Origin of the sequence: Gillisia hiemivivida, from assembly GCF_007997295.1 — a bacterium.
GTDB lineage: Bacteria > Bacteroidota > Bacteroidia > Flavobacteriales > Flavobacteriaceae > Gillisia > Gillisia hiemivivida.
This window is the reverse complement of sequence record NZ_VORY01000003.1, coordinates 268,587-291,365: the sequence shown is the minus strand read 5'-3', so window position 1 is coordinate 291,365 and position 22,779 is coordinate 268,587. Positions and strand designations below refer to the sequence as shown.

The following is a 22,779-nucleotide window of genomic DNA, read 5'->3' as shown; positions in this document are numbered from 1 at the left end:
TCTAAATTGACAGGTGTCTGATACCCCTGAGAATACAAGATTTACAGGTTTTAATATGCGTACCTCAATTTTATACTATATGGTGTTCGAACACGATTAAATAAACACCTAATATTTACAATAAAGAGGGTAAAGCGACACAAAAAACGTCACATTTGAATATAAAAAAATCCTAACCACTTAGTAATAAGTTAGTTAGGATTTAATTTCGTGACCTCGGCTGGATTCAAACCAGCAACCTCTTGAGCCGTAATCAAGTGCGCTATTCAGTTGCGCCACGAGGCCTTTTTGCGGGTGCAAATATATGTTTTATTTTAAAATAAGAGAAATATTCGCTCACTTTTTTAAATAAAAAAAGTGAGCGTTGGGGACGCTCACTTAAGATTTTGAAACACCTTATTGGTTTAGTTAAGTTTTAATATAAAAATTCGAAAGCTGTACGATCGTTAGCATTGAATTCTCCATCCTCATTAGCTCCAAAACAAGCTAACATAATAGATGTAGAATCGAAACCTGTTGGAGTTCCTGGAATATGAACAGCACCATCAGATCCTGCACCTTCTCCAGATTGCCCACAACTTTGACGGCTAAACCAGTCTGTGTGTCGCATTCCTAAACTATGTCCAATCTCATGCGTCATTACATGCGTCATTACATGCTCATTGGTGTCTACACTATACTGCTCCATTCCATCATAAATCTGAACAAATTTGTATGGGTTCCCATTACTTGGAAATCCCGCTACCCCACCGCCTTGACCATTTCTTGTCTGGTAAACAACAATATCATAAGAGTTATAGTTTGTTCCATAAGTTAGGGTAAAAGACAATCCAATATTTAATGCATTATAATTATTTATAGCATACTGAAGTGCTGTTCTTTGCTTAGAACTCAAGGCTTGAGAACCACCTGTATACCCTATTACATTTATTGTTCTATTATTGCTTACTAAGTTATTAGTGCGATATTGTTTATCCTGAATATTACTAGGACTCATATTATTAAGTTGATTAGCGCTTAATGCTATATCTCCTTCTACAATATATGTTTTTTCGAAACTACCATCGGGAAGCATAATTTTCCCAACTTCCGCTCCTTTTGGATTAAAATGTAGGGCTGCAATTTTTTGCAGTACAGATTCTGGAATTTAAGAGCTCATGTCTAAAACTTCTTCACTAGATGAAGTGGTTAAATCTTCTTTTTCACAGGAAGTGAAAATCATCCCTGCTGCCGCAAGGAATAAAATCAATTTGTTAATTCTCATAAGTAGGTTTTAGTTGTTATAATTTTCAAGGTGTTTCGAAATCCTCAATTATTATCCCTTAAACTTATGAAAATTATCTTGCTTGTAGGAAAAATATTGCTTTATACGATGCCATTTTATGAGAAAATTAACTTTAATCAGTTATTTCTGCACTTAATCCTGCTTCTAGTAATTTCGAGCATCTTGGCTTTAGATCATTATAAGGGCCGGTTTTCACCGTACATTTACCTTTGTAATGTACCAAGAGTGAACATTGCTCTGCTTGTTCTGGAGTATGGTCGCAAGCATACATAAGGGTTTCTATAACATGATCGAAAGTGTTATACTCATCGTTGAACAACACAATCTCATGATTTTTGTTTTTTTTAGTTGCAGTTTCCTTTTGCTCTAATACTTCTTCTTTCGTGCTCATCTCCAAATGCTTATATATTTATATTCAGTTGTAAAGATACGAATTCCTACAAATTATTCTTTTATAAAACTTGCTGCAGTCCAATTATCTTCAACTAATTTAGTTTCAAATTTCAGTCCATTTTTATTACAAACTTTCTCTATCACTGGAACATCTTCAGTATAAAATCCACTTAAAAAAAGTTTGCCTCCACTAGACAAACATTTACTATAGGTAGGGATATCTTCCAAAAGTATATTTCTGTTGATATTCGCAATCACCACATCGTATTGTTTGCCTTCTAACAATTCTGCCGTTCCTTCATAAACGTTAATGTTCTTACAATTATTACGCTCTACATTTTCCAAAGTATTTAAATAACACCAGTTATCTATATCTATTGCATCCAAAGTTGAAGCTCCTTTCATTTCAGCAAGAATTGCCAAAACCCCAGTCCCACAGCCCATATCCAGCACCGATTTCCCTTCCCATTCATTATTCAAAAAATGCTGAAGCATCATATGCGTTGTCGCGTGATGCCCGGTCCCAAAAGACATTTTTGGTTCTATAATAATATCATATTCGGTATCCGGTTTAACATGAAAAGGTGCTCTTACAGAGCATTTGTCTGCCACTATAATTGGATTGAAGTTCTTCTCCCATTCGCTGTTCCAATTTACTTGCTCGATCTCTTTAGAAATAAAACTGATCTCAAACTCATCTGACTCCAAGATCTGAATGTCCTCCAATATTCCATCCTTATATTCTTCAGACTGAATATAAGCAGTGATTCCATCTTCGTTTTCAACAAAACTCTCAAAACCTGCATAACCCAATTCTGCGATCAATATCTCTGAACCTGGCTGTAAAGGGCTTATTTTGAATTGAAACTCTAAGTAATTAAACATTAACTAAATGAGTTTACAATGTTCAAAAAATCTATTGCTTTTAAACTGGCTCCACCAATAAGACCGCCATCTACATCTTCTTTCTCAAAGATTTCTGCTGCATTATTAGGTTTCACACTCCCACCATATAAAATAGAAACATCTTGAGCTATATCCTTCCCAAACTTATCTGTCACCAAACTTCTTACATATTTATGCATTTCCTGTGCTTGTTCTGGAGATGCAGTTTCCCCTGTTCCAATTGCCCAGACTGGCTCGTAAGCAAGAACAATATTCTTCCACGCATCTTTTTCTACATGAAATAAGCCATTTTCTAACTGCTCTTTTACAACCTCAAAATGCTTATCGGATTTTCTGTCTTTTAGTTCTTCTCCAAAACAAAAAATGATCTCCATATCATTTTCTAGTGCTGCATTTACTTTTTTAGCAAGCAATTCATCGGTTTCGTTAAAAAGAGCTCTACGCTCACTATGCCCTAAGATCACTGTATTCACACCAATACTCTTTAGCATCTTTGCTGAAACCTCCCCTGTGTAGGCCCCATTCTCTGCATAATGCATATTTTGAGCTGCTACATTTACCACAGTTCCTTTAAGTGACTGAAATGTATTATATAAATTCACAAAAGAAGGTGCCACATAAACCTTAGCCGTTGGCTCTTTCACCATCTGAAGCTTTAAATGTGAAATTAATTCTTGAGTTTCTGCCAGATCATTATTCATCTTCCAGTTTCCTGCAACTATATTTTTTCTCATAATTTTCTTTTTAATTTTTTATAATTCTATTTCTGAAGCGTCTGCCCAATGTTTTTTCTGAGTTACTGTAGCATTTTTCAATGTCAGAATCCCTGGGTTTGCTCTAACAATTGTTTTCAATACTGTTTCGTCACTCTGATAAAAATCAAAGTTCAAACTAAATTTAGAAATAATATCGTCTTTAAGATCATCTCCAGAGGCTGTTAAGCCAACTACGGTATATCCTTGTTTTAAAGCTTCTTCACTTAATTCCTTTATGGCGCTAAATCCATCTCTCTCAGTGCCTCTTAGATCATAAGCCACAATTAGCAATAATTTATCTTTATTCAAGATCTCCTGAGTTATATTTTCTCCATTCTTTAAGATAGAAAAATCAGGGATTCGCGGCTTAAATCCTTCAGAAACTAAAGACGTTTCTACACTTAAATACTCACCTTCAACATTAGGATAAGTTCCGGAATTTTTTATAATTACCTCTTCTCCATTCTGATTAAATTTCCACCTATATTCATAAACCGCTTTTTCAGCATTCTCCGGGGTTTCCATTTCTTCAAGCAAATTATTCCCCACCTTATAGGCTCTAAAATCTATAAGCGGCAAATGCATAAGCACATAATAAGCGAAAATAAAGCTGAGCATAAACGAAAGAAAAATGATCCATCTATGAGAAGCTACTGCCAATATTGGAATAATCAACTTCCTGTTAAAGAACAGAAGCAAAATAAGCCCCAGCAATACTGCATCCTTATAAAAAGATTGCCATGGTGTAAGCGGCAAAGCATCTCCAAAGCATCCGCAATCCTTAACTTTGTCGAAATATGCCGAATAGAATGTTAGAAATGTGAAGAACACGATCATTATCAAGAGACTCCAAAGCGTGAATTTTGGCAAGTATCCTATAATTAGCATGATCCCTAGCACCAATTCGAAAACAACTAGAAATATAGCGATTACTAAGGCGAATGGCACCAAGATCTCCATATCTAGAACTTGTGCACTAAAATATTCCTGAAGTTTAAATGAAAAACCAATTGGGTCATCCAGTTTTATAAATCCGGAGATCATAAATAAAATCCCCACAAAAATCCTGGCAACCCCAACTAATATCTTCATGTTATCTTTGTTTTTAAGCAGTGGCTTCTTCCATTAAAATCATGGCAAAAACCGCATAATTTATCATGTCTTGATAATTCGCATCTATACCTTCACTTACGAGTGTTTTGCCTTTATTATCCTCAATTTGTTTAACTCTAAGCAATTTCTGAATGATAAGATCTGTCAAAGAACTCACACGCATATCACGCCATACCTCTCCATAATCGTGATTTTTGTTTTCCATTAATTCCTTGGCCAGATCGATCTTTTCATCATAAAGTCTCATCGCCTCTTCTACCGAAAGATCTGGTTGGGTTGCAATTCCCATTTCTAACTGAATTAATGCCATTATAGAATAATTGATGATCCCAATAAATTCTGGTTTCTCATCTTCATCTACTTTTCTAACCTCATTTTCCTGAAGCCCTCTTATACGTTGTGCTTTTATGAATATTTGATCTGTTAAAGACGGAAGTCTTAAAATGCGCCATGCACAACCGTAATCTTTCATTTTATTTACAAATAACTCACGACAAGTATTAATTATCGCATCGTATTGTTTTGAGGTATCCTTCATAGAACTATTCTAATTTGCGTAAATTTCGGGCAAATAATTTAGATAGTCAAAGTTAATTTAGCATCCTCTTTTCAGAAGAAATAATATAAATTCGATCATGACCATTAATTGTAAAGGTAATTTAATAGACTTAACTACCCCAAAAGTTATGGGGATACTCAACACCACACCAGATTCTTTTTATTCTGAAAGTCGAAAAACATCTCTAAGCGCTTTACTTAAAACTGCTGAAAAAATGCTGGAACAAGGAGCAACATTTCTTGATATTGGAGGATACAGCACTAGACCTGGCGCCGAGGACATCTCTGAAACCGAAGAATTAGATCGTGTAGTTCCAGCTATTGAAGCAATTCTTAAAAATTTCCCGGAAAGTATTATCTCTATAGACACTTTTAGAAGTAAAATTGCTACGGAAGCCCTGGAAGCAGGTTCAGCGATAGTAAATGATATTTCTGCCGGAAATCTGGATGAAAAAATGATGCAGGTAGTAGCCGATTTTCAAGTGCCTTGTATTATGATGCATATGAGAGGCACACCGCAAACCATGAAAGATCTGAATGAATATACTGAGCTTACTCAAGAGATTCTATTTTACTTTTCAGAAAGGATAAAAGCTGCAAGAGCAATGGGGATAAATGATATAATCGTAGATCCTGGGTTTGGTTTTTCTAAAAATATTACACAGAATTTTGAATTACTTTCTAATCTCAGAAAACTTAAAAGCCTAGGGCTCCCAATTCTTGCAGGTCTCTCCAGAAAATCGACTATTTATAAAACCCTAAACTGCACGCCACAAGAAGCCCTTAATGGAACCACAGTTTTAAATACTATGGCAATTGCCAATGGAGCCAGTATTTTACGTGTGCATGACGTGAAGGAAGCTGTGGAATCGATTAAATTAATGAGTCAGCTTACATTCTAATTTTCTATTTTTACATAAAGCCTTAAAATTTGGATTTCTTAAACCTTCGTATTCTGGATATTGTAGATATTGTATTTGTTGCAATACTACTTTACTATTTATATAAACTTGTAAAAGGGACGGTTGCCGTAAACATCTTTATTGGTATCGTGATCGTATACCTTATGTGGAAGCTTACAGAATTGCTTCAAATGGAACTTTTGAGCAGTGTTCTGGGAGAATTTATTGGCGTAGGAATGTTTGCGTTAATTGTAGTTTTTCAGCAAGAGATACGGAAATTCTTATTGATGATTGGTTCTACCAATTTCACGCAGAGAAGGAAATTTTTTAGACAATTCAAGTTTGTAAAGGACGACACTCAAATAAAAACAAATCTCAACGCAATAGTAAAAGCCTGTGAAGCCATGGCAAGATCTTACACGGGGGCACTTATTGTAATACAAAAAAGCACAAAACTAGATTTTATTAAAATTTCTGGAGACGCCATGAATATTGATTTAAATCAGCCGATCATTGAGTCTGTATTTTTTAAAAATTCCCCACTTCATGATGGCGCAATGATTATTGAGGACAATAAGATAACGGCAACCAGAGTAATATTACCAGTTTCTAACGATAGATCTATCCCTCTTAGATTTGGACTTAGACATCGTGCCGCAGTTGGAATTACTGAAAAAACTGATGCTTTAGCATTGGTTGTAAGTGAGGAAAACGGACAGATCTCCTACCTGAAAGACGGTGAATTTGTGATCTTTGAAGACACAAACGAGTTGGTAAATAAATTGAGAGAGGATCTTACTTAATTATACGGAATAATGCATTTAAAATCTATAACTCACCCCAAACATAGTATACCTGGGAATTAACTTTGTGCTTGAATCAAATTCTGTAGTATCGGTTAATGAAAAAATATTGAAGTTTTCAGTATTGAAAAGATTATTAACCTTTACAAAAAAAGATAGTTTATTATCCATGAAATAGTACCTCCCATCCAGGGCAGTAAAATAATAGGATTTCTTGTTATCCGATAAATTTCCAAAGTAGTATCTCTCATTCTCAATGAAAACTTTGAAATTCTCACTAAAATCTAAATTTATATCCACGAAAGATTTGTTATTTAAATTATTTCCAGAGTATTCATTTAAATCAAAGGAGATTTGATTCCATTGAATTCCAGTAATAATATTTAGGAATCCAGGAAACACCGATCTTAATTCGAACCCATAGGTTAATTGGGATGAATTTATTAATCTATTTATACCGTTCAAAACATCCTCGTAACCGGTTTCCTCATAACTAATTTTAAGCTTAAGGTTAGAAGATAAAAAATTCAAATATCTGTCTGCATTAGCCCCAAAAGTTAATTTATCGCTGCCATTAAGTAAGATTTGTTCTACCTGATTTAACTGGGGAGATATCACGCTTGCATTACTTAAATAGTTATTATTATATTGATAGGTGAAGTTTAAGTTAGCTGTAAAAATATCTGTCCAGTTGCCATATCTGTAATCTACATATCCTTTATAATTGTCAAGTACATCATTTCTACCAAGATTCCTGTAAAAACTACGATAACTATTTTGAAGGTTATTCTCTAGATTATTTTCAGCCCTGGTGGTATTCTGGTTAAATTGAAGTCCTGTTAAAAGTTCGTGTTTTTTGTAAAGATTATACTTAAGATTTACTCCAGCTTGAATGTAAAAAAAGTAATTTAATTCTGAACCATTTCTTTTATTAGTCCTTAGCTTTTCATAATTCATATCAAAATTTGCAAATAATTTAAAAGACGCAAAGGTTTTCCGAAATCTGTTTTTAAGATAATAAAGAGTCGAGTGATAGTTTAAATGATTTACGAATTTCAAATCCTGACCTAAATCAGCTTCTTCACTAGAGAATTTAAGAAATGAATTAAAGTTATCGGTCCTACTACTGGAACCCAAATAGGACTCCCAATTAGAATCTTTCCCATTTCTTATATATCCCAATTGAACCCCTTTAAAAGTAACCTTATTTTTAATACTTGTGATGGAATTGTCGATAGAATCGACTGGAGCCTCAAAAGAAAAAAAGTCCCCATATAAATAAGGTGACACTTTATAGAACTGGGAACGGGAATCGTTTAAATATCTGGCAGAGGCAACAAAAGCTGAACTATCTTTTAATTTAAAGGTATAATGTAAGAAATGATTGTTCCTTTTTACTTTACCCGATAAATTCTCCTGGATAGCAGTATTATTTTGAGTTAGATTTGATAACCCTATATTCTTGAAATTGTAATGGGAGCCTATATACTCAAGTCTCTCCTTTTTATTGAAATTCCACTGTAAATTAGCCCGAAAAAAACCAAGCTTATCTTCATTCCGAGTTTTAAAATCTTCATAAATTTGAAAAGGATCATCAGTAAGGAAAGTGGTGGAATTATTACTTAAATAGTCTTTATCATCTGAAAATAAAATACCGGTAGTTTTTATTTTAATATTTTTACTTATATTAAAAATAGAATTTAAGTTATTAAACTTCGTATTGTTAAAATTTACCAGCCGTTCATTTAGAATAGGTCTTGTGGTATTAAGGTGAACGTAGGAACGGGTTCTTGCAGTATTACCTAAGGAATAACTTTCATCGTCATTAATAATTTTAAAAATATCATTGATATTGAGAACCAGGTCTTTTCCTACATTATTGTAGTTTAAAAACAAATAGTGTTTTGATTTATTTAAAAATGAAATCCCATTTGCACTTATATCATGATGTTTTTTTAAAGAATAACCCGCATCCATATTCCCAAATAAAACTGCTTTTCGTTCAGCTTTCAAAGTAAGATTTAGAGCAACATCTTCAGTATCACGTACGTTTTTTAACAAGGGATTTCTGCTATAATTTTGAAGCACCTCGACCTTGTCAATAAGATCGGCATTTAAATTTTTTGTTAGTACCGGGTATCCACCTTCAAGAAGGTCATCATCATCAATTTTTACATTGGTAACCAGCTTCCCCTGAAACCTAATTCTGCCGTTCTCGGCAATCTCAATACCTGGGATATTTTTCAATAATTCTTCTACAACAACATTCTGCCGATTTCTAAAAGCATCGGCTTTAAAAATTATGGTATCCCCTCTTATTTGAATAGCTCTCTCAACATTGATCACTACTTCTTTGATGGGTTCAACTTTTTCTCTTAATTCAAGATCAAGCTGGATACTTTTGTTTAATTCAAATTGAACTGTAGTATCTTTAAAAGTCATTGAGGATATGCGTACCTCGTAATTTTTTGCAGCGCCCAGACTATCTAACCGAAATACTCCTTTAATATTACTAAAAGTAAATTTAATGAGTTTTTTATTTTTATATAATAAAACATTGGCATTAGAAACCGTATTGTTCTTAGAATCACTTAAAGTTCCTGTAACTACATGCTGCCCAAATAAAAAATTGCCTGCTAATAAAAAAAAGCAGGCAATTAAAATCCCCCTGTTGTTTGGGATAATTACTGCTTTTCTTCCCATTCAAATTCTATTTCAAGTCCTTTTCGTTGTTTCATTTTACCGGAACCTTGACGTTTAAATTCTCTAGGTAATTTAGACACCATTAAATCAAATCCACCTTTAGAACTGTCATAGATATCAACATACTCTTCAAGAGGAATCGATTTTAAGGAACCCAAATATTGTTTTTGTTCAATGGTAAACTTTTTTAATTTTGCCACATCTTCATACTTAATTTTGCTAAGGGTCCATGAAAGTTTATTTTCAGTATCTTTTACTAGAACAGGAAGACCAGGGAAGTTATTAAATTTCCAAGGTCCAAAATTCACGGGAACAGATAAATCTACGTAGGCAATATAATCACGCCCTCTATAGCTTGTAACAAGTTTCACACAACTTCTACCGTTAATTGTTTCTTCTTCCCCAGTGGCTTTCCAGTTTTGAAGAATTAACTCCTCAGTTGTGGTTATAAGCTGATTTCCTAAAGAATATAGACCTATGTGAATATTTTTATTGAGATAAGTGATGTTGTGATTAGATCCGTCTCCCGCAGATCGCAAATTGATATTGGGTATTCCAGTCTCTTCATCTACATAAAATTTTTTACTTTCCTCTAAGAAAACAGATTTTGAAGTATAATAATGAACACCTTGCTCATATTTAAATACATAGCCTTCCTTAACTAAAGCTTTGCCTAATTGGTAATTCACCTCATATTCCAAAACAAATGAAGAATCATCTTTTTGACCATAGGTCATAAAAAAACTAAGAAAGGCTATATAAAATAATCTCATGATTTTTTTGTTTTTTATGGTGCTAATACTGGAGAACGTTTGAAATCAGCAGACATCATAAAATTTTCACTTAAAAGAGCATCCCTTCCTGCCGCACAATCACTGTCGGAAGTTCTTGAAGTGGAATAATAAGTCTCAGTAGAAGATTCTCCAGTATCACTATTCGTAGAAGTTATTGTTACATAGCATGTATCTATATCTTCAAGAGATTCGGACGAATTAAAGCTGCTCATACTTGCAATAAGAAAAGCAGAAAAAAAATAATAAATAAAATTTTCTCATAATTAAATAGTTTGGTTTAAGCTGGCAATATATATATAATAGAATTGAAGCAATAATTGTCAAATCAATTTTTTTAGAAAAAATTTGAAGAATTTTAAATAGACTCTTCTTCAGCCATAAACTGAACTTCATATAAGTTCTTATAGAAGCCATTTTCAACCTTCAATAGTTGTTTGTGCGTACCCATTTCCACAATCTTACCGGCATCCATCACAATAATTCTATCTGCTTTTTTAATGGTTGCCAATCTATGAGCGATTACAATGGAAGTTCTGTTCGCAGTAATTTTATCTGTTGCATCTTGGATTAACTGTTCGCTATAAGAATCTACGGAAGATGTTGCTTCATCCAACACCAAAATACTTGGATTAGAAACGTAAGCTCTCAAAAACGAGATCAATTGGCGTTGCCCTGATGAAAGCATCACTCCCCGCTCTTTCACATTGTAATAATACCCATTTGGCAATGAATTTATAAAATCGTGAATCCCTATTTCCTTTGCAGCTGTTATCACATCTTCCTCGGTAACATTAGGGTTTTGAAGTGTAATATTATTCAAGATAGTATCGGCAAATAAGAAGACATTTTGCAAGACTACTGCAATTTCCGCTCGCAGAGTTTTAAGTGTTATGTCCGTAAAATCCATTCCGTCTACCAAAATCCTCCCGGAATCTATTTCGTAGAATCGATTCAACAGATTGATCACTGTAGATTTTCCTGCTCCCGTAGCTCCAACAATTGCGATGGTTTCCCCTGGCTCTGCTTTAAAAGAAACTCCTTTTAAAACTTTTTCCCCTTCATTGTAACTAAAATGAACATTTTCAAATTCGATCTCTCCTTTTAGATTAGAAATTTCTTTGCTTCCGGTATCCTGAATCACAGAATCTGTATCCAAAATCGCAAAGATCCTATTGGCAGCAACCATTCCCATTTGAAGGGTATTAAACTTATCGGCTATTTGACGTAAGGGTCTAAACAGCATTTGAGCCAATTCTATAAACATGATAATGATACCCAAACTCAGCGCATCATCCTCTACTACTCGCAAACCACCATACCAAACTATTAAACCGATGGTGATAGAAGTAGACATTTCTGCAATAGGAAAGAAAATGGAGTTATACCAAACGGTCTTTATCCATGCACTTTTATGCTTATTATTTATATCCTTAAATTTCTGATATTCTACATTCTCTCTGGTAAATATCTGAACGATCTTCATACCTGTTATTCGCTCTTGGACAAAAGTGTTCAGGTTTGCTACCTGATTTCGAACATCTTCGAAAGCTATTTTCATTTTCTTCTGAAAAACTCGCGTAGCATACAAAATAAAAGGTAATACTGTTAATACCAACAAGGTAAGTTGCCAGCTATTAAAGAACATAAATCCTAAAACCACCATCATCTTTAGCAAATCACTAGCAATCATAAAAAGTCCTTCACTAAAGATACTTGCAATGGTCTCAATATCACTTACCGCACGTGTAACCAATCTTCCTACAGCAGATTTATCGTAATACTTCATTTTAAACTGAAGCATGTGTTTAAATAGATTTACTCTTAGATCGCGAACTACTTCCTGCCCTAACCAGTTAGCAAAATAAATAAAGCAAAATTGAAAAATCACTTCCAAGAAAAGCACCACCAGCATCATACTGATGTAGAATACCAGATTATCATTATCCTTTGGTATAATAGAATCGTCTATGGTTACCTGAAGCAAATAAGGTCTTAATACCGCGAAAAAGGACAAAAGTATTGCAGCCAAGGCCACAAAATAAAATGTCCACTTATACGGATTCGTATATTTTATAAGTCTTTTAAAAAGACTAAAATCAAATGCGTTACCTGTAGCTGATGCCATTTATTTATTTAAAATAGATGTTGGATATTCAATTTTTGCTAAGAACAGTGCTTTTGCCGGAACAGATGTTCCCGCTTCCTGCCTGTCTCTGCTTTCTAATATTTCATGCAATCTGGAAACGGGGATTTTACTTAATCCAATTTCCAATAATGTCCCTACAATTGCTCTTACCATATTTCGCAAGAATCTATCTGCCGTGATCTTAAACACTAAAACGTCATTTTCCTTTACCCATTGTGCTGAAACGATCTTACAATTATAGGTATGCACGTCGGTTTTAGATTTCGAAAAACATTTAAAATCTGTATAATCTAATAAAGTAGTTGCTGCCAGATTCATTTTATCTACATCCAATTCATTTTTCACATAATGAGCGGTTTCAAATCTAAATGGATTCTTTTGCTGAACCACATAATACTCATAACTTCTGCCCGAAGCATTAAAACGCGCATGTGCTTCGTCGTTAACTTCAATAAGATTATACACCGCAATATCTTCTGGCAGTAAAGAATTCAGCTTATAAATAAACTTATCTACATGCTCGATCTCTTTACTATCAAAATGTGCAAAATATTCACTGCTATGAACCCCAGCATCTGTTCGTCCAGCCCCTACTAAAGGGATTTCCGCCTGTAATGCTGTAAAAAGAACTTTCTCCAGAGTTTCTTGTACAGAAATAGCGTTTGGCTGATATTGCCAACCATGATACGCTTTTCCATTATAAGCCAGTTTTATAAAATATCTCAATCTAAATTGATACTTTTACGTGATTGCCTGCAAAGATACGGCAAACTTCGCAACCCTCTAAAGGTTGATCAATTCAGTTTTCAGAAAAACAAAAAATTATAATTTAAGATTTGAAAAAGATTTTATTATTAAGTGATACCCACAGCCATATAGACGAGCGCATTCTTCATTATGTAAAAGAAGCAGATGAAGTATGGCATGCGGGAGATATTGGATATCCAAAAGTAACCGACCAGATAAAGGCTTTAAAACCTTTAAGAGCTGTCTTTGGAAATATAGACGATCATATAATACGGAAAGAATTCCCCTTAAATCAACGATTTTTATGTGAAGACTTAGATGTATGGATTACGCATATTGGTGGTTATCCCGGGAGATATTCCCCGGCTATCAAAGAAGAGATTAAAAATAATCCGCCAAAATTATTTATAAGCGGACATTCACATATTTTAAAGGTGATGAATGACAAATCACTTCAATTACTTCATATGAATCCGGGTGCTGCAGGAAAATATGGATTTCATAAAAAGCGAACTATGCTTCGGTTTAAAGTGGAAGCTGCTAATATTTTTGATCTGGAGGTTATAGAATTGGAAAGCTAATTATTTCTAATTTTAAATTTCTCTACTTTTTTACCAACTATTTTTTTACTAGCACCTACCACAGATATCTAGCTGAGGCAAGTTATAAATAATAATCTTGCGTAAGAAATTGACGAATTCTAATGAACTTGTTCCTATTATTGGTTCCCCACAAGCGGAAATCCAGCCGAACATTTTAGCATTTTCGGTTATAGCCAATTCACAAATCCAATGCTAAAAATCAATAGAGCTAAAATCTTCCAAAGCTTTAAATACGTATTTAAGTGTTTGCTTAAATAAGAAATAAATGTAATTTTGTGCTATGGAAAATAATTCGTGCATAAGACAACAAGCAGATATTAAACAAATAAATAGATGTAAAGACACTGTTTCGGAATTAAGTGAATCGTTTGATCATTTAGCAAATGGACTTTCATTAGTTGGAAACAGCGTAAGACTCAAAATACTTTACCTGATTTTTGAGGAAAAAAGACTTTGCGTTTGTGATTTAAGCGATATTCTTGGAATGAACATTTCTGCTATTTCTCAACACTTGAGAAAAATGAAAGATAGAAATCTATTAAAAACAGAAAGGGAAGCCCAAACGATTTTTTATTCATTAACGACTGAATATTCAACATTACTGAATCCGTTTTTTGAGATACTTGATGGAAACAAAATTTTAGCAACAACATGAAATGAGCCATATTGATTTTTGATGCTTACTCAGACACAAAATGGCGAATCACATTTGACCGATAAAAAACAATATAATTTTAACAAATGAAAAGTGAAAACAAATTAATCGGAACAGGTTTATTAACTGCAATTACAGCTTCTTTATGCTGTATTACACCTGTTTTGGCTCTAATTGCAGGAACAAGTGGGATTGCTTCAACATTCTCCTGGATTGAGCCATTTAGACCCTATTTAATCGGACTAACAATTTTGGTTCTTGGTTTTGCTTGGTATCAAAAACTAATCCCGATAGCTATCGGGACTCGAAAGGACATCGATTGTGAATGTGAAACGGACGAGAAACCAAAATTCATACAATCAAAAACCTTCTTAGGAGTTGTAACAGCATTTACAATCGTTATGTTGGCTTTTCCATACTATTCGGGAATTTTTTACTCGAATACACAAAAAGAAATAATCGTAGTTGACAAATTGGATATTAAAACGACTGAATTCAAAATCAGCGGAATGACTTGTGCGAGTTGCGAAGAACACGTCAACCACGAAGTAAATAAACTCAACGGAATTGTAAACTCAAAAGCATCCTACGAAAATGAAAATGCAATCATAGAATTTGACAGAACCAAAACCAATGAAATAGAAATTGAGAACGCTATAAATTCAACAGGCTATAATGTCACCAAACAAAAACCAATCAACTAGTATGAAAGAATATGATGTTTTTATAATTGGCTCTGGAATGGCAGGAATGACTATAGCCAATAAATGTGCCTCAAAAGGCTTACGCGTTGGAATCACAGATGAATTACCTTACGGTGGTACTTGTGCATTGAGAGGTTGTGACCCAAAAAAAGTAATTATTGGTGCTACTGAAGTTCGAGAATTTGCTAAAAGACTTAAAGGTGTCGGTATCGATACGATACCCAAAGTCAATTGGAAAGACATAATGGCCTTTAAACAATCCTTTGTGGATGAAATGCCACCAAAAATCGAAAAAGGGTATAAAAAAAATGGAATTGACACCTTTCATAGTTCAGCAAAATTTCTTTCACAAAACACATTACAGATAGGAAATGAGAAGATAAAAGCCAAAAAAATTGTTATCGCATCGGGTTCAAAGCCAAGAGTTTTAGAATTTGAAGGTGGTCATTTTGCCAAATCCAGTACTGATTTCTTGAATTTAGAAGTATTACCCAAATCTTTATTATTCATCGGTGGTGGATATATTGCGTTTGAATTCGCACATATTGCAGCTAGATGTGGAGCAGATGTAACTATTGTACATCGCGGAAATAATCCCTTGGAAAATTTTGAACAAGATATTGTAAAACACCTTGTTTCTGCAACAAAAGAATTAGGTGTAAAACTCATTCTTAATACAGAGGTAACTGCCATTGAAAAAGCGGATAACAAGTATCGAGTGAAAGGTGAAACTGCGGAGAAAACAGAATATTTTGAAGCCGAAGCTGTTTTTAATTCTGCCGGTAGACCACCTGCAATATTTGATTTTGATTTAGAAAAAGCGGACATAGCTTTTACAAAAAAAGGTGTTTCAGTGAACGAATACCTGCAAAACACATCAAACCCAATTATATATGCTGCGGGAGATGCAGCAGATTCAGAAGGTTTGCCGCTAACCCCAGTTGCAGTTTTAGAAGGTCATACAGTTGCGTCAAATATCATCAAAGGCAATCATAAAAAAATAAGTTATCCGCCAATGCCAAAGGTGGTTTTCACATTGCCTACTATGGCTTCTGTAGGTTATACAGAATCTAGAGCAAGAGAGTTGGATTACAATATTCGGGTAAATTATAAAGAGGTTGGCGCTTGGTTTAATGCCAGACGTTTGAACGTAGCCGAATACGCATACAAAACTATAATTGACGAAGAAACTCAAACAGTTTTGGGAGCGCATCTAATAGGACCGCATACAGAAGAAACAATAAATCTCTTTGCGATGGCCATAAAAACAAAAATGAAGGTTCATGATATTAGAACAATGATTTTCTCATATCCAACATTGGCTTCAGACATACCACATATGCTTTAAAAAAAAATTGAATGGAAACTATATTAAAATCAGAAATCACCTGTCCAAACTGCGGACATAAAAAAGTAGAAGATATGCCAACAAACGCTTGTCAATTCTTTTACGAGTGTGAGAATTGTAAAACGGTTCTGAAACCAAACAAAGGAGATTGTTGTGTTTATTGCTCTTATGGAACTATACCTTGTCCACCAATTCAAGAAAATAAGAATTGCTGTTAAAAATCCAACGCTAAAAGCCATACACATTTGAAATTACTCACGGCTTTAATATTTTTTTTTGTGTTCGTGATTACTTCATAGTTCACGCCAGCTACAACGACACCAAAAACTACAAAAAATATGTTTTTCCCAACGCTGTACCAAACCTAACAGAATAAAGCCAGTTGGGTAACATCGATTATCGCAAATTAAGAGCATTCCAGTGAATGATGAAATTTGAGAGATCATGAAAATAAACCACAAAGTCGACAAGAATGCTCTTTACTATAGGCCACTTGCGTTACTCAATACCTATATACCTAGATTGAAGCCACAAACTCAATAATGTTTTCGGGAATTTTTAAATATCTAATTTATGAAGGCTCTAATTTAGGGTTGATAATGAGAAAATATTTATTCACTTTCTTTAGGGAAAGGACTGCTGATAAAATTAAAATAGATCAAACCTCCATACCCTCCTAAATCCTCCCCTGCGGGGAGGACTAAAACAACCATAGTTTGATAAACATTTCTTAGATAGAAGTTATTTTTAAATTAATCAAAAACCTCGGGGAAGCCCACGAGATATGACTTGGGAAATACTTTTAAAACTTCGAGGCAAGCCTCGGGGAATTAAACCCTCAATGAGGGATTAAACCCACTTGTGGGTATAAAAAAACCCGAAGCTTTCACTTCGGGTTTTCTACGCACTAATAACACTAAGATAATAGGTTTTATCGTAACCGGTCTGCAGATTTTACGAGATCCTCATCCTTTTTTATGGCCTTATTGGCCAAAACTAAAAAAACGATAGAAAGAACAGGAACAAACATCCCAATACCCTTCTCCGAGATTTCCATCTCTCCAGGTACAGTTAGAGACCAATACACAAAAACTCCTAGCAAAAAAAAGTTTAATAATATATTGATTCGCCCCAATACAAATTGAAGCTTTCTGTTTTTAAATAAAAATATGCTAATAAAAGAAAGAACTGAAGAGGCTAAAAATAATCCTAAAGCAATTAAAACCTTTTCAACAAAAACAGGGTTCCCCGCTTCTGTATACCACAAAGAAACAAAAAATATTAAAACACCACTTATTAAAGTAGCAAGAAATAAATAAATAGTTTGAATGCGTTGTAACATGGTAAATCTTCTATTTAGACGGCAAAAATAAGTGTTTCTTTTTAGATACTGTATTCAAAAATTTAAAATAAAGTTGTATTATTGCAGTAAGAATATGTAACCAATTCAAAATAGGTTACTTAAGACTCCAAAAATTTTTTTCGATTCTTCCTCGAGAAGTTTACAATAAACAAACACAATCTTATTCATGTTTGAAATTTCAGATTTAAAAGCTAAGAAGCTTCCTGAGCTTCAGGATATAGCCAAATCATTAAATGTCCCTAAATATAAAACGGTTAAAAAGCTCGATTTGGTGTACCAGATTCTGGACTACCAAGCGGCAAACCCAAATAAAGTGAAAGAGGTATTGAAAGATGAAAGCCCAGCTAAACCGGAAAGCGCAGCTAGTCCGGAAAGCAAAAGTCCTGCAAAGCCCAGAATAGAAAGCAAGCCAGCTAGAAAGGTGAGTCCGAATCCGCGCAAGAAGGATACTGAAGAGAAACCTTCAGCTACTTCTGATAAGACTGATGAAGCTAAAACAGCTTCCAAAGAAACTTCTCAGGATCGAACTCCAGAAAGAAAGCCTAGACAGGAAAGATCAAGCGATGCTCCAAAGCGTCCTGTTCATAAAAATCAGCCCGTAAAAAAGGACGATAAACAAAATACTCCTAGAGATAACACTAGATCTCCTAGAGAACCTAGAAAAGACACCAGAGATAATAGAGGAAATAAATCTGATGGTAACAAAACTGACGGGAATAATTCCGGAAGTTCTAAGAACAACGGAAACAGAGATAGTAGAAACAGGTATCGTGAACCAGATTACGAATTTGATGCGATCATAGAAAGTGAAGGAGTTCTGGATATCATGCAGGATAACTATGGTTTCTTAAGATCATCAGATTACAATTACCTTTCTTCTCCAGATGATATTTATGTATCTCAATCTCAAATTAGATTATTCGGACTGAAAACTGGAGATACTGTTTTAGGTCAAATTAGACCTCCAAAAGAAGGAGAAAAATATTTTCCTCTTATAAAAATCAGCAAAATTAATGGGTTAGATCCACAAGTGGTTCGTGACCGTATTTCTTTTGAACACTTAACTCCTTTATTTCCAAAGGAAAAATTCAACATTGCAGACAGACAAAGTACTATCTCTACACGAATTATGGACTTGTTCTCTCCAATTGGAAAAGGACAACGTGGAATGATCGTTTCCCAGCCAAAAACTGGTAAAACAATGTTGCTTAAGGATATTGCAAATGCAATTGCAGCCAATCATCCAGAAGTATATCAAATAATTTTATTGATAGACGAGCGTCCGGAAGAAGTTACAGACATGCAACGTAATGTAAAAGGTGAGGTTGTTGCTTCTACTTTTGACAGGGAAGCGCATGAGCATGTAAGAGTTGCCAACATCGTTCTGGAAAAAGCAAAGAGAATGGTAGAATGTGGACATGATGTAGTGATCTTACTAGATTCTATCACACGTTTAGCCAGAGCATATAACACTGTTCAACCTGCCAGTGGTAAGGTATTAAGTGGTGGTGTAGATGCAAATGCTTTACACAAACCAAAACGTTTCTTTGGTGCTGCCAGAAATATCGAAAATGGGGGTTCTCTTTCTATTATAGCAACTGCTTTAACAGATACTGGTTCTAAAATGGATGAAGTTATTTTTGAAGAATTCAAAGGTACTGGAAACATGGAGCTACAATTAGACAGAAAAATTGCAAACAGAAGAATTTTCCCAGCTATAGATCTTACTTCTTCAAGTACACGTCGTGACGACTTACTTCTTGACGAAACTACCTTACAACGTATGTGGGTAATGAGAAAGTATCTTGCAGATATGAACCCTGTGGAAGCAATGGAATTTATTAATGAGCGTTTCAAGAAAACTAAGAATAACGAAGAGTTTTTGATCTCTATGAATGGATAAAAGAGTCATCCGAATCATTTAAATATTATAAAACCCCAACAATTTTAAAATTGGTGGGGTTTTTTGATGTTTTGCTTTAAGCTATTTAAGATCCTGAAATATCCCGACGCTTCGGGAAAGGAATGATTACATTGTCATCCCGACGGCGGGAGGGATCTCTTATCGAAGTTGTTCTGCTCAAATAAGATTTCTCGACTTTAGTTTATCCTGAGCAAAGCCGAAGGGCTCGAAACAACATTTTTCTGTTTCTTCAAACTGCGACCTGTGATAAAAAAATTATCTAGCGAAGGCCATTGACGTATTATGGTTGCTAGCAGATTTATCTTCTAGAAAACTTCTTTTTTGCAAGTGTAGTGCTTTCACGGCGTAAAATTTTCGAAGCCTTGGAGAAAATTTTACGTCGTGGAAGTACTGTTCAAATTATGCGGTAGCATAATTTGAAACACCTACAAAAAAGTGTCCTTTTTTTGGTTCGTTTTTTTGGACACGCAAAAAAATGAACAATCTTAAAAAATAAACAGATCATTACCGACTTCCCGAAAGCTTTCGGGAGGGAGTGTTTGCTAGATTCTTGGAATTACGTCAATGGCAACTGGTTTCAGGGTCTCGTATTTTGGGCAACTTAGTAAATACGTCAATGGTAATTTATTTCAAGGTCTTAATTTATTACGTTGATTTACGGTGTAATTATATTCTGAAACTCCCAAAGCATACGGGACAGAATAACGTACATTATACGTTTAGGATACTTTACAGCCAATCAATTTCGGTTTTCCAACTTAGAAACCACGATTATTTCTCTCGTCAACTTTCAGATTTTCAATAAAAGTAAGATCCTGAAATATCCAGATGTTTTGAGATAAGGTAACTAAATATAATTACTCCTTCAGCTCCATTTTTTCAGCAAAATAATCGCAGAAATCCTTCATAGTAGCTGTCATTTTTTCATCTTGGGTTGCTCTATTAAAAGTATCACTCATTGCTACAAGTGTCTGGTGAAAAAACTTCTTCATTTCATCTACCGGCATATCTTTGGTCCATAGGTCTATTCGCAAGGTTTCCTGCTGTTTCCCATCCCACATAGATAACATCATAGCTTTGGCTTCCTCTTTATAGATAGCTCCATCGTCTGCACTCCAATATAATTCCTCTGGAACCTTATTCTCATCTAATATAACTTCTATATTGATCTCAGATTTTTTAAATTCTGCCATTATTTCTTTGGTTTGTAATTTGCTTTATTAAAAATTGTTTCTGCATTCGTAGCAAGCATTTCCTGAACACTCACTTCATTTTTATCCATATATTGACGTATCATTTGCCATCCTATAAACTGTCCCAACCTTGCAGGAGACTCTGCGTCTAATTCAAGATAGAATTTAGAAAATGGCGCAGGATATAGGAATCTAGAATTTAAGTCGGTATCGGTATTAAATATTACTTCCCGCTCCACAAAATATCTCCATACTTCTTCTTCATTAGCTATAGCCCACTTTAATTCTACTTCATTATATCCAATTTTATCATGATCTGCAACCTTTGATAAAAGAAGATCTTTTAAATAAAGGATCTTTCCATAGTACACCATATGCGCGAGAAACGTTTTAGATTCTGGTTGAGGCACGTAAACCTCTGCGATCTCATTAGCAACATCCGGAAGAATCTGATCCTTTTCAAAATTCTTTTTTAAATATTCTTGCAATCCTATATAAAACGGATGCTCTTTCCCTAAATAGGTGTCTAAAGAAATAAATAAATAATCTGGAGTTAATAAGACTTTATTTCTATAGTCTACTTCAGAAGTTATAGTAATTACATGTGGAATTTCGAAGGAAGGAAAATAATATTTGGTATGCTGAAAAAGCTCATATATACCATCTTCTTCAGTAGAAAAATCAGGAAAAGCTTTTTCTACTTCTTCATTTAATTCCTTCTGAATGCTATCATTAGCCTTAGCGATCCACATACTGTCTGTAAACCTTTCAGGAAATAAATAGGGATATTCACTCTTTAATTGAGGTAAATTATCTCCTGTGACCTCCGCGAATTTCTTGTCGAAACGAGTTACTTTTAGATCTATAGCTATCTTCTCAATCTCCTTTTCTTCATTTGACCGCGAGTTACAAGCAACCAGAATTAGAACCAAAAAAAGCATACTTATTAATCTAACCATCTAATATAATTATGATGCCTTTAACGCAGGCTGTTTTTGATACTAATTTAAACTTGCTAAATTTGCTTGCAAAGGTATTACTTAGAATTCTAAACACCCAAAATTATGCAAACTGAAAAGGTAGTAAATCACATTGTAGATTGGTTAAAAGATTATGCAACTTCATCCAACATGAATGGTTTTATTGTAGGGATAAGTGGCGGGATAGACTCGGCTGTTACCTCAGCGCTTTGTGCAAAAACAGGATTGCGTACGTTGTGTGTAGAAATGCCAATACATCAAGCCATAACTCAGGTGAGCAGAGGACAAAATCATATATCTTATTTGAAAAGTCATTTTGCAAATGTTACCAATGTAGAAGTAGACCTAACACCTGTTTTCGAACAGTTTAAGGAAGTGGTGCCTTTTGAAGACGAAAATCCTAATTTACATATTTCCCTGGCCAATACCAGAGCAAGATTAAGAATGTCTACTTTATATTATTTTGCTGGCTTACATAAATATTTGGTAGCTGGAACAGGAAATAAGGTAGAAGATTTTGGTGTAGGATTTTACACCAAGTATGGAGATGGTGGAGTTGACTTAAGTCCGATTGCAGATTTAATGAAAAGCGAAGTTTACGAGATTGGAAGATATTTAAATATTCGTGAAGAGATTTTAAATGCACCACCTACTGATGGATTATTTGGTGACAGCAGAAGCGATGAAGACCAAATTGGAGCGAGTTACGACGAATTGGAATGGGCAATGGGAAGAGATCAACTGGGAATGAATGCAGAAGATTATTCTGACAGAGAACAGGAAGTTTTTAATATTTATAAAGGTCGAAATAAAGCAAATCAACATAAAATGCAACCGATTCCAGTTTGCGAAATACCCGTTAATCTTAGAAATTAGTGCTTTTATCGAATAATACACACTGCTTC

The 22,779-nt window shown here is 34.4% G+C and carries 23 protein-coding genes and 1 tRNA gene; 9 read left to right on the top strand and 15 right to left on the bottom strand.

The genetic code is table 11. The annotated features are described in order from the left end of the window. Window positions 1-211 precede the first annotated feature (211 nt). The 7 genes from ES724_RS05435 to ES724_RS05405 form a co-directional block, all read right to left on the bottom strand. A tRNA-Arg gene (locus ES724_RS05435) sits at window positions 212-285 on the bottom strand. A 130-nt stretch (window positions 286-415) separates the two neighbouring features. After that, on the bottom strand, window positions 416-1,075 hold the full coding sequence (locus ES724_RS05430) for a M57 family metalloprotease (RefSeq protein WP_317129750.1): 660 nt from the start codon (window positions 1,073-1,075) through the stop codon (window positions 416-418). A gap of 322 nt (window positions 1,076-1,397) precedes the next feature. Beyond that, on the bottom strand, window positions 1,398-1,676 hold the full coding sequence (locus ES724_RS05425; protein ID WP_146930603.1) for an ATP-dependent Clp protease adaptor ClpS: 279 nt from the start codon (window positions 1,674-1,676) through the stop codon (window positions 1,398-1,400). Between the two features lie 53 nt (window positions 1,677-1,729). Continuing rightward, complete coding sequence (gene prmA / locus ES724_RS05420) at window positions 1,730-2,563, bottom strand: 50S ribosomal protein L11 methyltransferase (RefSeq protein ID WP_146930600.1); 834 nt, start codon at window positions 2,561-2,563, stop codon at window positions 1,730-1,732. Beyond that, window positions 2,563-3,318, bottom strand: coding sequence for a triose-phosphate isomerase (gene tpiA / locus ES724_RS05415; protein WP_146930597.1), 756 nt, complete (start codon window positions 3,316-3,318; stop codon window positions 2,563-2,565). Before tpiA ends, prmA begins: the two co-directional genes overlap by 1 nt. Window positions 3,319-3,336: 18 nt before the next feature. Then, a complete protein-coding gene (locus ES724_RS05410) occupies window positions 3,337-4,431 on the bottom strand; it encodes a BT_3928 family protein (RefSeq protein ID WP_146930594.1) in 1,095 nt (364 codons plus the stop codon). 13 nt (window positions 4,432-4,444) lie between these two features. After that, window positions 4,445-4,990 (bottom strand): DUF1599 domain-containing protein, encoded by a 546-nt coding sequence (locus ES724_RS05405; RefSeq protein ID WP_146930591.1) that lies wholly within the window; start codon window positions 4,988-4,990, stop codon window positions 4,445-4,447. Between the two features lie 97 nt (window positions 4,991-5,087). Between ES724_RS05405 and folP the strand changes: the two genes are divergently transcribed. Beyond that, window positions 5,088-5,912 (top strand): dihydropteroate synthase, encoded by an 825-nt coding sequence (gene folP / locus ES724_RS05400; protein WP_146930588.1) that lies wholly within the window; start codon window positions 5,088-5,090, stop codon window positions 5,910-5,912. A 29-nt stretch (window positions 5,913-5,941) separates the two neighbouring features. Beyond that, on the top strand, window positions 5,942-6,715 hold the full coding sequence (locus ES724_RS05395; protein ID WP_146930585.1) for a diadenylate cyclase: 774 nt from the start codon (window positions 5,942-5,944) through the stop codon (window positions 6,713-6,715). Between the two features lie 18 nt (window positions 6,716-6,733). Here the strand turns inward: ES724_RS05395 and ES724_RS05390 are convergent, their stop codons facing one another. The 5 genes from ES724_RS05390 to truA all read right to left on the bottom strand — a co-directional run bounded on the left by ES724_RS05390 (window position 6,734) and on the right by truA (window position 13,084). Further along, complete coding sequence (locus ES724_RS05390; RefSeq protein ID WP_146930582.1) at window positions 6,734-9,418, bottom strand: carboxypeptidase regulatory-like domain-containing protein; 2,685 nt, start codon at window positions 9,416-9,418, stop codon at window positions 6,734-6,736. After that, window positions 9,400-10,191 (bottom strand): GLPGLI family protein, encoded by a 792-nt coding sequence (locus tag ES724_RS05385; RefSeq protein WP_146930579.1) that lies wholly within the window; start codon window positions 10,189-10,191, stop codon window positions 9,400-9,402. Before ES724_RS05385 ends, ES724_RS05390 begins: the two co-directional genes overlap by 19 nt. A 14-nt stretch (window positions 10,192-10,205) precedes the next feature. After that, complete coding sequence (locus ES724_RS05380) at window positions 10,206-10,424, bottom strand: hypothetical protein (protein ID WP_146930577.1); 219 nt, start codon at window positions 10,422-10,424, stop codon at window positions 10,206-10,208. 143 nt (window positions 10,425-10,567) lie between these two features. Next, entirely contained in the window at window positions 10,568-12,337 is a 1,770-nt protein-coding gene (locus tag ES724_RS05375) for an ABC transporter ATP-binding protein (RefSeq protein WP_146930574.1), read from the bottom strand. After that, the gene (gene truA, locus ES724_RS05370) at window positions 12,338-13,084 is read right to left on the bottom strand and encodes a tRNA pseudouridine(38-40) synthase TruA (protein ID WP_146930571.1); all 747 of its coding nucleotides are present in this window, start codon (window positions 13,082-13,084) and stop codon (window positions 12,338-12,340) included. A gap of 110 nt (window positions 13,085-13,194) precedes the next feature. Here truA and ES724_RS05365 point away from each other — a divergent pair, with 110 nt between their 5' ends. From ES724_RS05365 to ES724_RS16700, 5 genes are all read left to right on the top strand, one after another. Next, complete coding sequence (locus ES724_RS05365; RefSeq protein ID WP_146930569.1) at window positions 13,195-13,686, top strand: metallophosphoesterase family protein; 492 nt, start codon at window positions 13,195-13,197, stop codon at window positions 13,684-13,686. 301 nt (window positions 13,687-13,987) lie between these two features. Further along, the gene (locus ES724_RS05360) at window positions 13,988-14,362 is read left to right on the top strand and encodes an ArsR/SmtB family transcription factor (RefSeq protein WP_146930566.1); all 375 of its coding nucleotides are present in this window, start codon (window positions 13,988-13,990) and stop codon (window positions 14,360-14,362) included. An 86-nt stretch (window positions 14,363-14,448) separates the two neighbouring features. Continuing rightward, window positions 14,449-15,066 (top strand): mercuric transport protein MerTP, encoded by a 618-nt coding sequence (gene merTP, locus ES724_RS05355; protein ID WP_146930563.1) that lies wholly within the window; start codon window positions 14,449-14,451, stop codon window positions 15,064-15,066. A 1-nt stretch (window position 15,067) separates the two neighbouring features. Beyond that, window positions 15,068-16,414, top strand: a complete 1,347-nt coding sequence (locus tag ES724_RS05350; RefSeq protein ID WP_146930560.1) for a dihydrolipoyl dehydrogenase family protein — start codon at window positions 15,068-15,070, stop codon at window positions 16,412-16,414. 11 nt (window positions 16,415-16,425) lie between these two features. Next, on the top strand, window positions 16,426-16,632 hold the full coding sequence (locus tag ES724_RS16700) for a GDCCVxC domain-containing (seleno)protein (protein ID WP_146930558.1): 207 nt from the start codon (window positions 16,426-16,428) through the stop codon (window positions 16,630-16,632). A 713-nt stretch (window positions 16,633-17,345) separates the two neighbouring features. Here ES724_RS16700 and ES724_RS05340 read toward each other — a convergent pair. Next, window positions 17,346-17,756 carry a DUF4293 domain-containing protein gene (locus ES724_RS05340; RefSeq protein WP_146930555.1) on the bottom strand — a complete coding sequence of 137 codons (411 nt, stop codon included), beginning with the start codon at window positions 17,754-17,756 and terminating at the stop codon, window positions 17,346-17,348. Window positions 17,757-17,943: 187 nt separating this feature from the next. On the opposite strand from ES724_RS05340, the gene rho reads away from it, so the two are divergent. Next, the gene (gene rho / locus ES724_RS05335; RefSeq protein ID WP_146930552.1) at window positions 17,944-19,680 is read left to right on the top strand and encodes a transcription termination factor Rho; all 1,737 of its coding nucleotides are present in this window, start codon (window positions 17,944-17,946) and stop codon (window positions 19,678-19,680) included. Between the two features lie 878 nt (window positions 19,681-20,558). Here rho and gldC read toward each other — a convergent pair. Together gldC and gldB are read right to left on the bottom strand one after the other, a co-directional pair. Beyond that, the gene (gene gldC / locus ES724_RS05330) at window positions 20,559-20,894 is read right to left on the bottom strand and encodes a gliding motility protein GldC (protein WP_026837640.1); all 336 of its coding nucleotides are present in this window, start codon (window positions 20,892-20,894) and stop codon (window positions 20,559-20,561) included. Next, the gene (gene gldB, locus ES724_RS05325) at window positions 20,894-21,853 is read right to left on the bottom strand and encodes a gliding motility lipoprotein GldB (protein ID WP_146930549.1); all 960 of its coding nucleotides are present in this window, start codon (window positions 21,851-21,853) and stop codon (window positions 20,894-20,896) included. Before gldB ends, gldC begins: the two co-directional genes overlap by 1 nt. A 105-nt stretch (window positions 21,854-21,958) precedes the next feature. Here gldB and nadE point away from each other — a divergent pair, with 105 nt between their 5' ends. Continuing rightward, a complete protein-coding gene (gene nadE, locus ES724_RS05320; RefSeq protein ID WP_146930546.1) occupies window positions 21,959-22,750 on the top strand; it encodes an NAD(+) synthase in 792 nt (263 codons plus the stop codon). The last annotated feature ends 29 nt before the right edge of the window (window positions 22,751-22,779 follow it).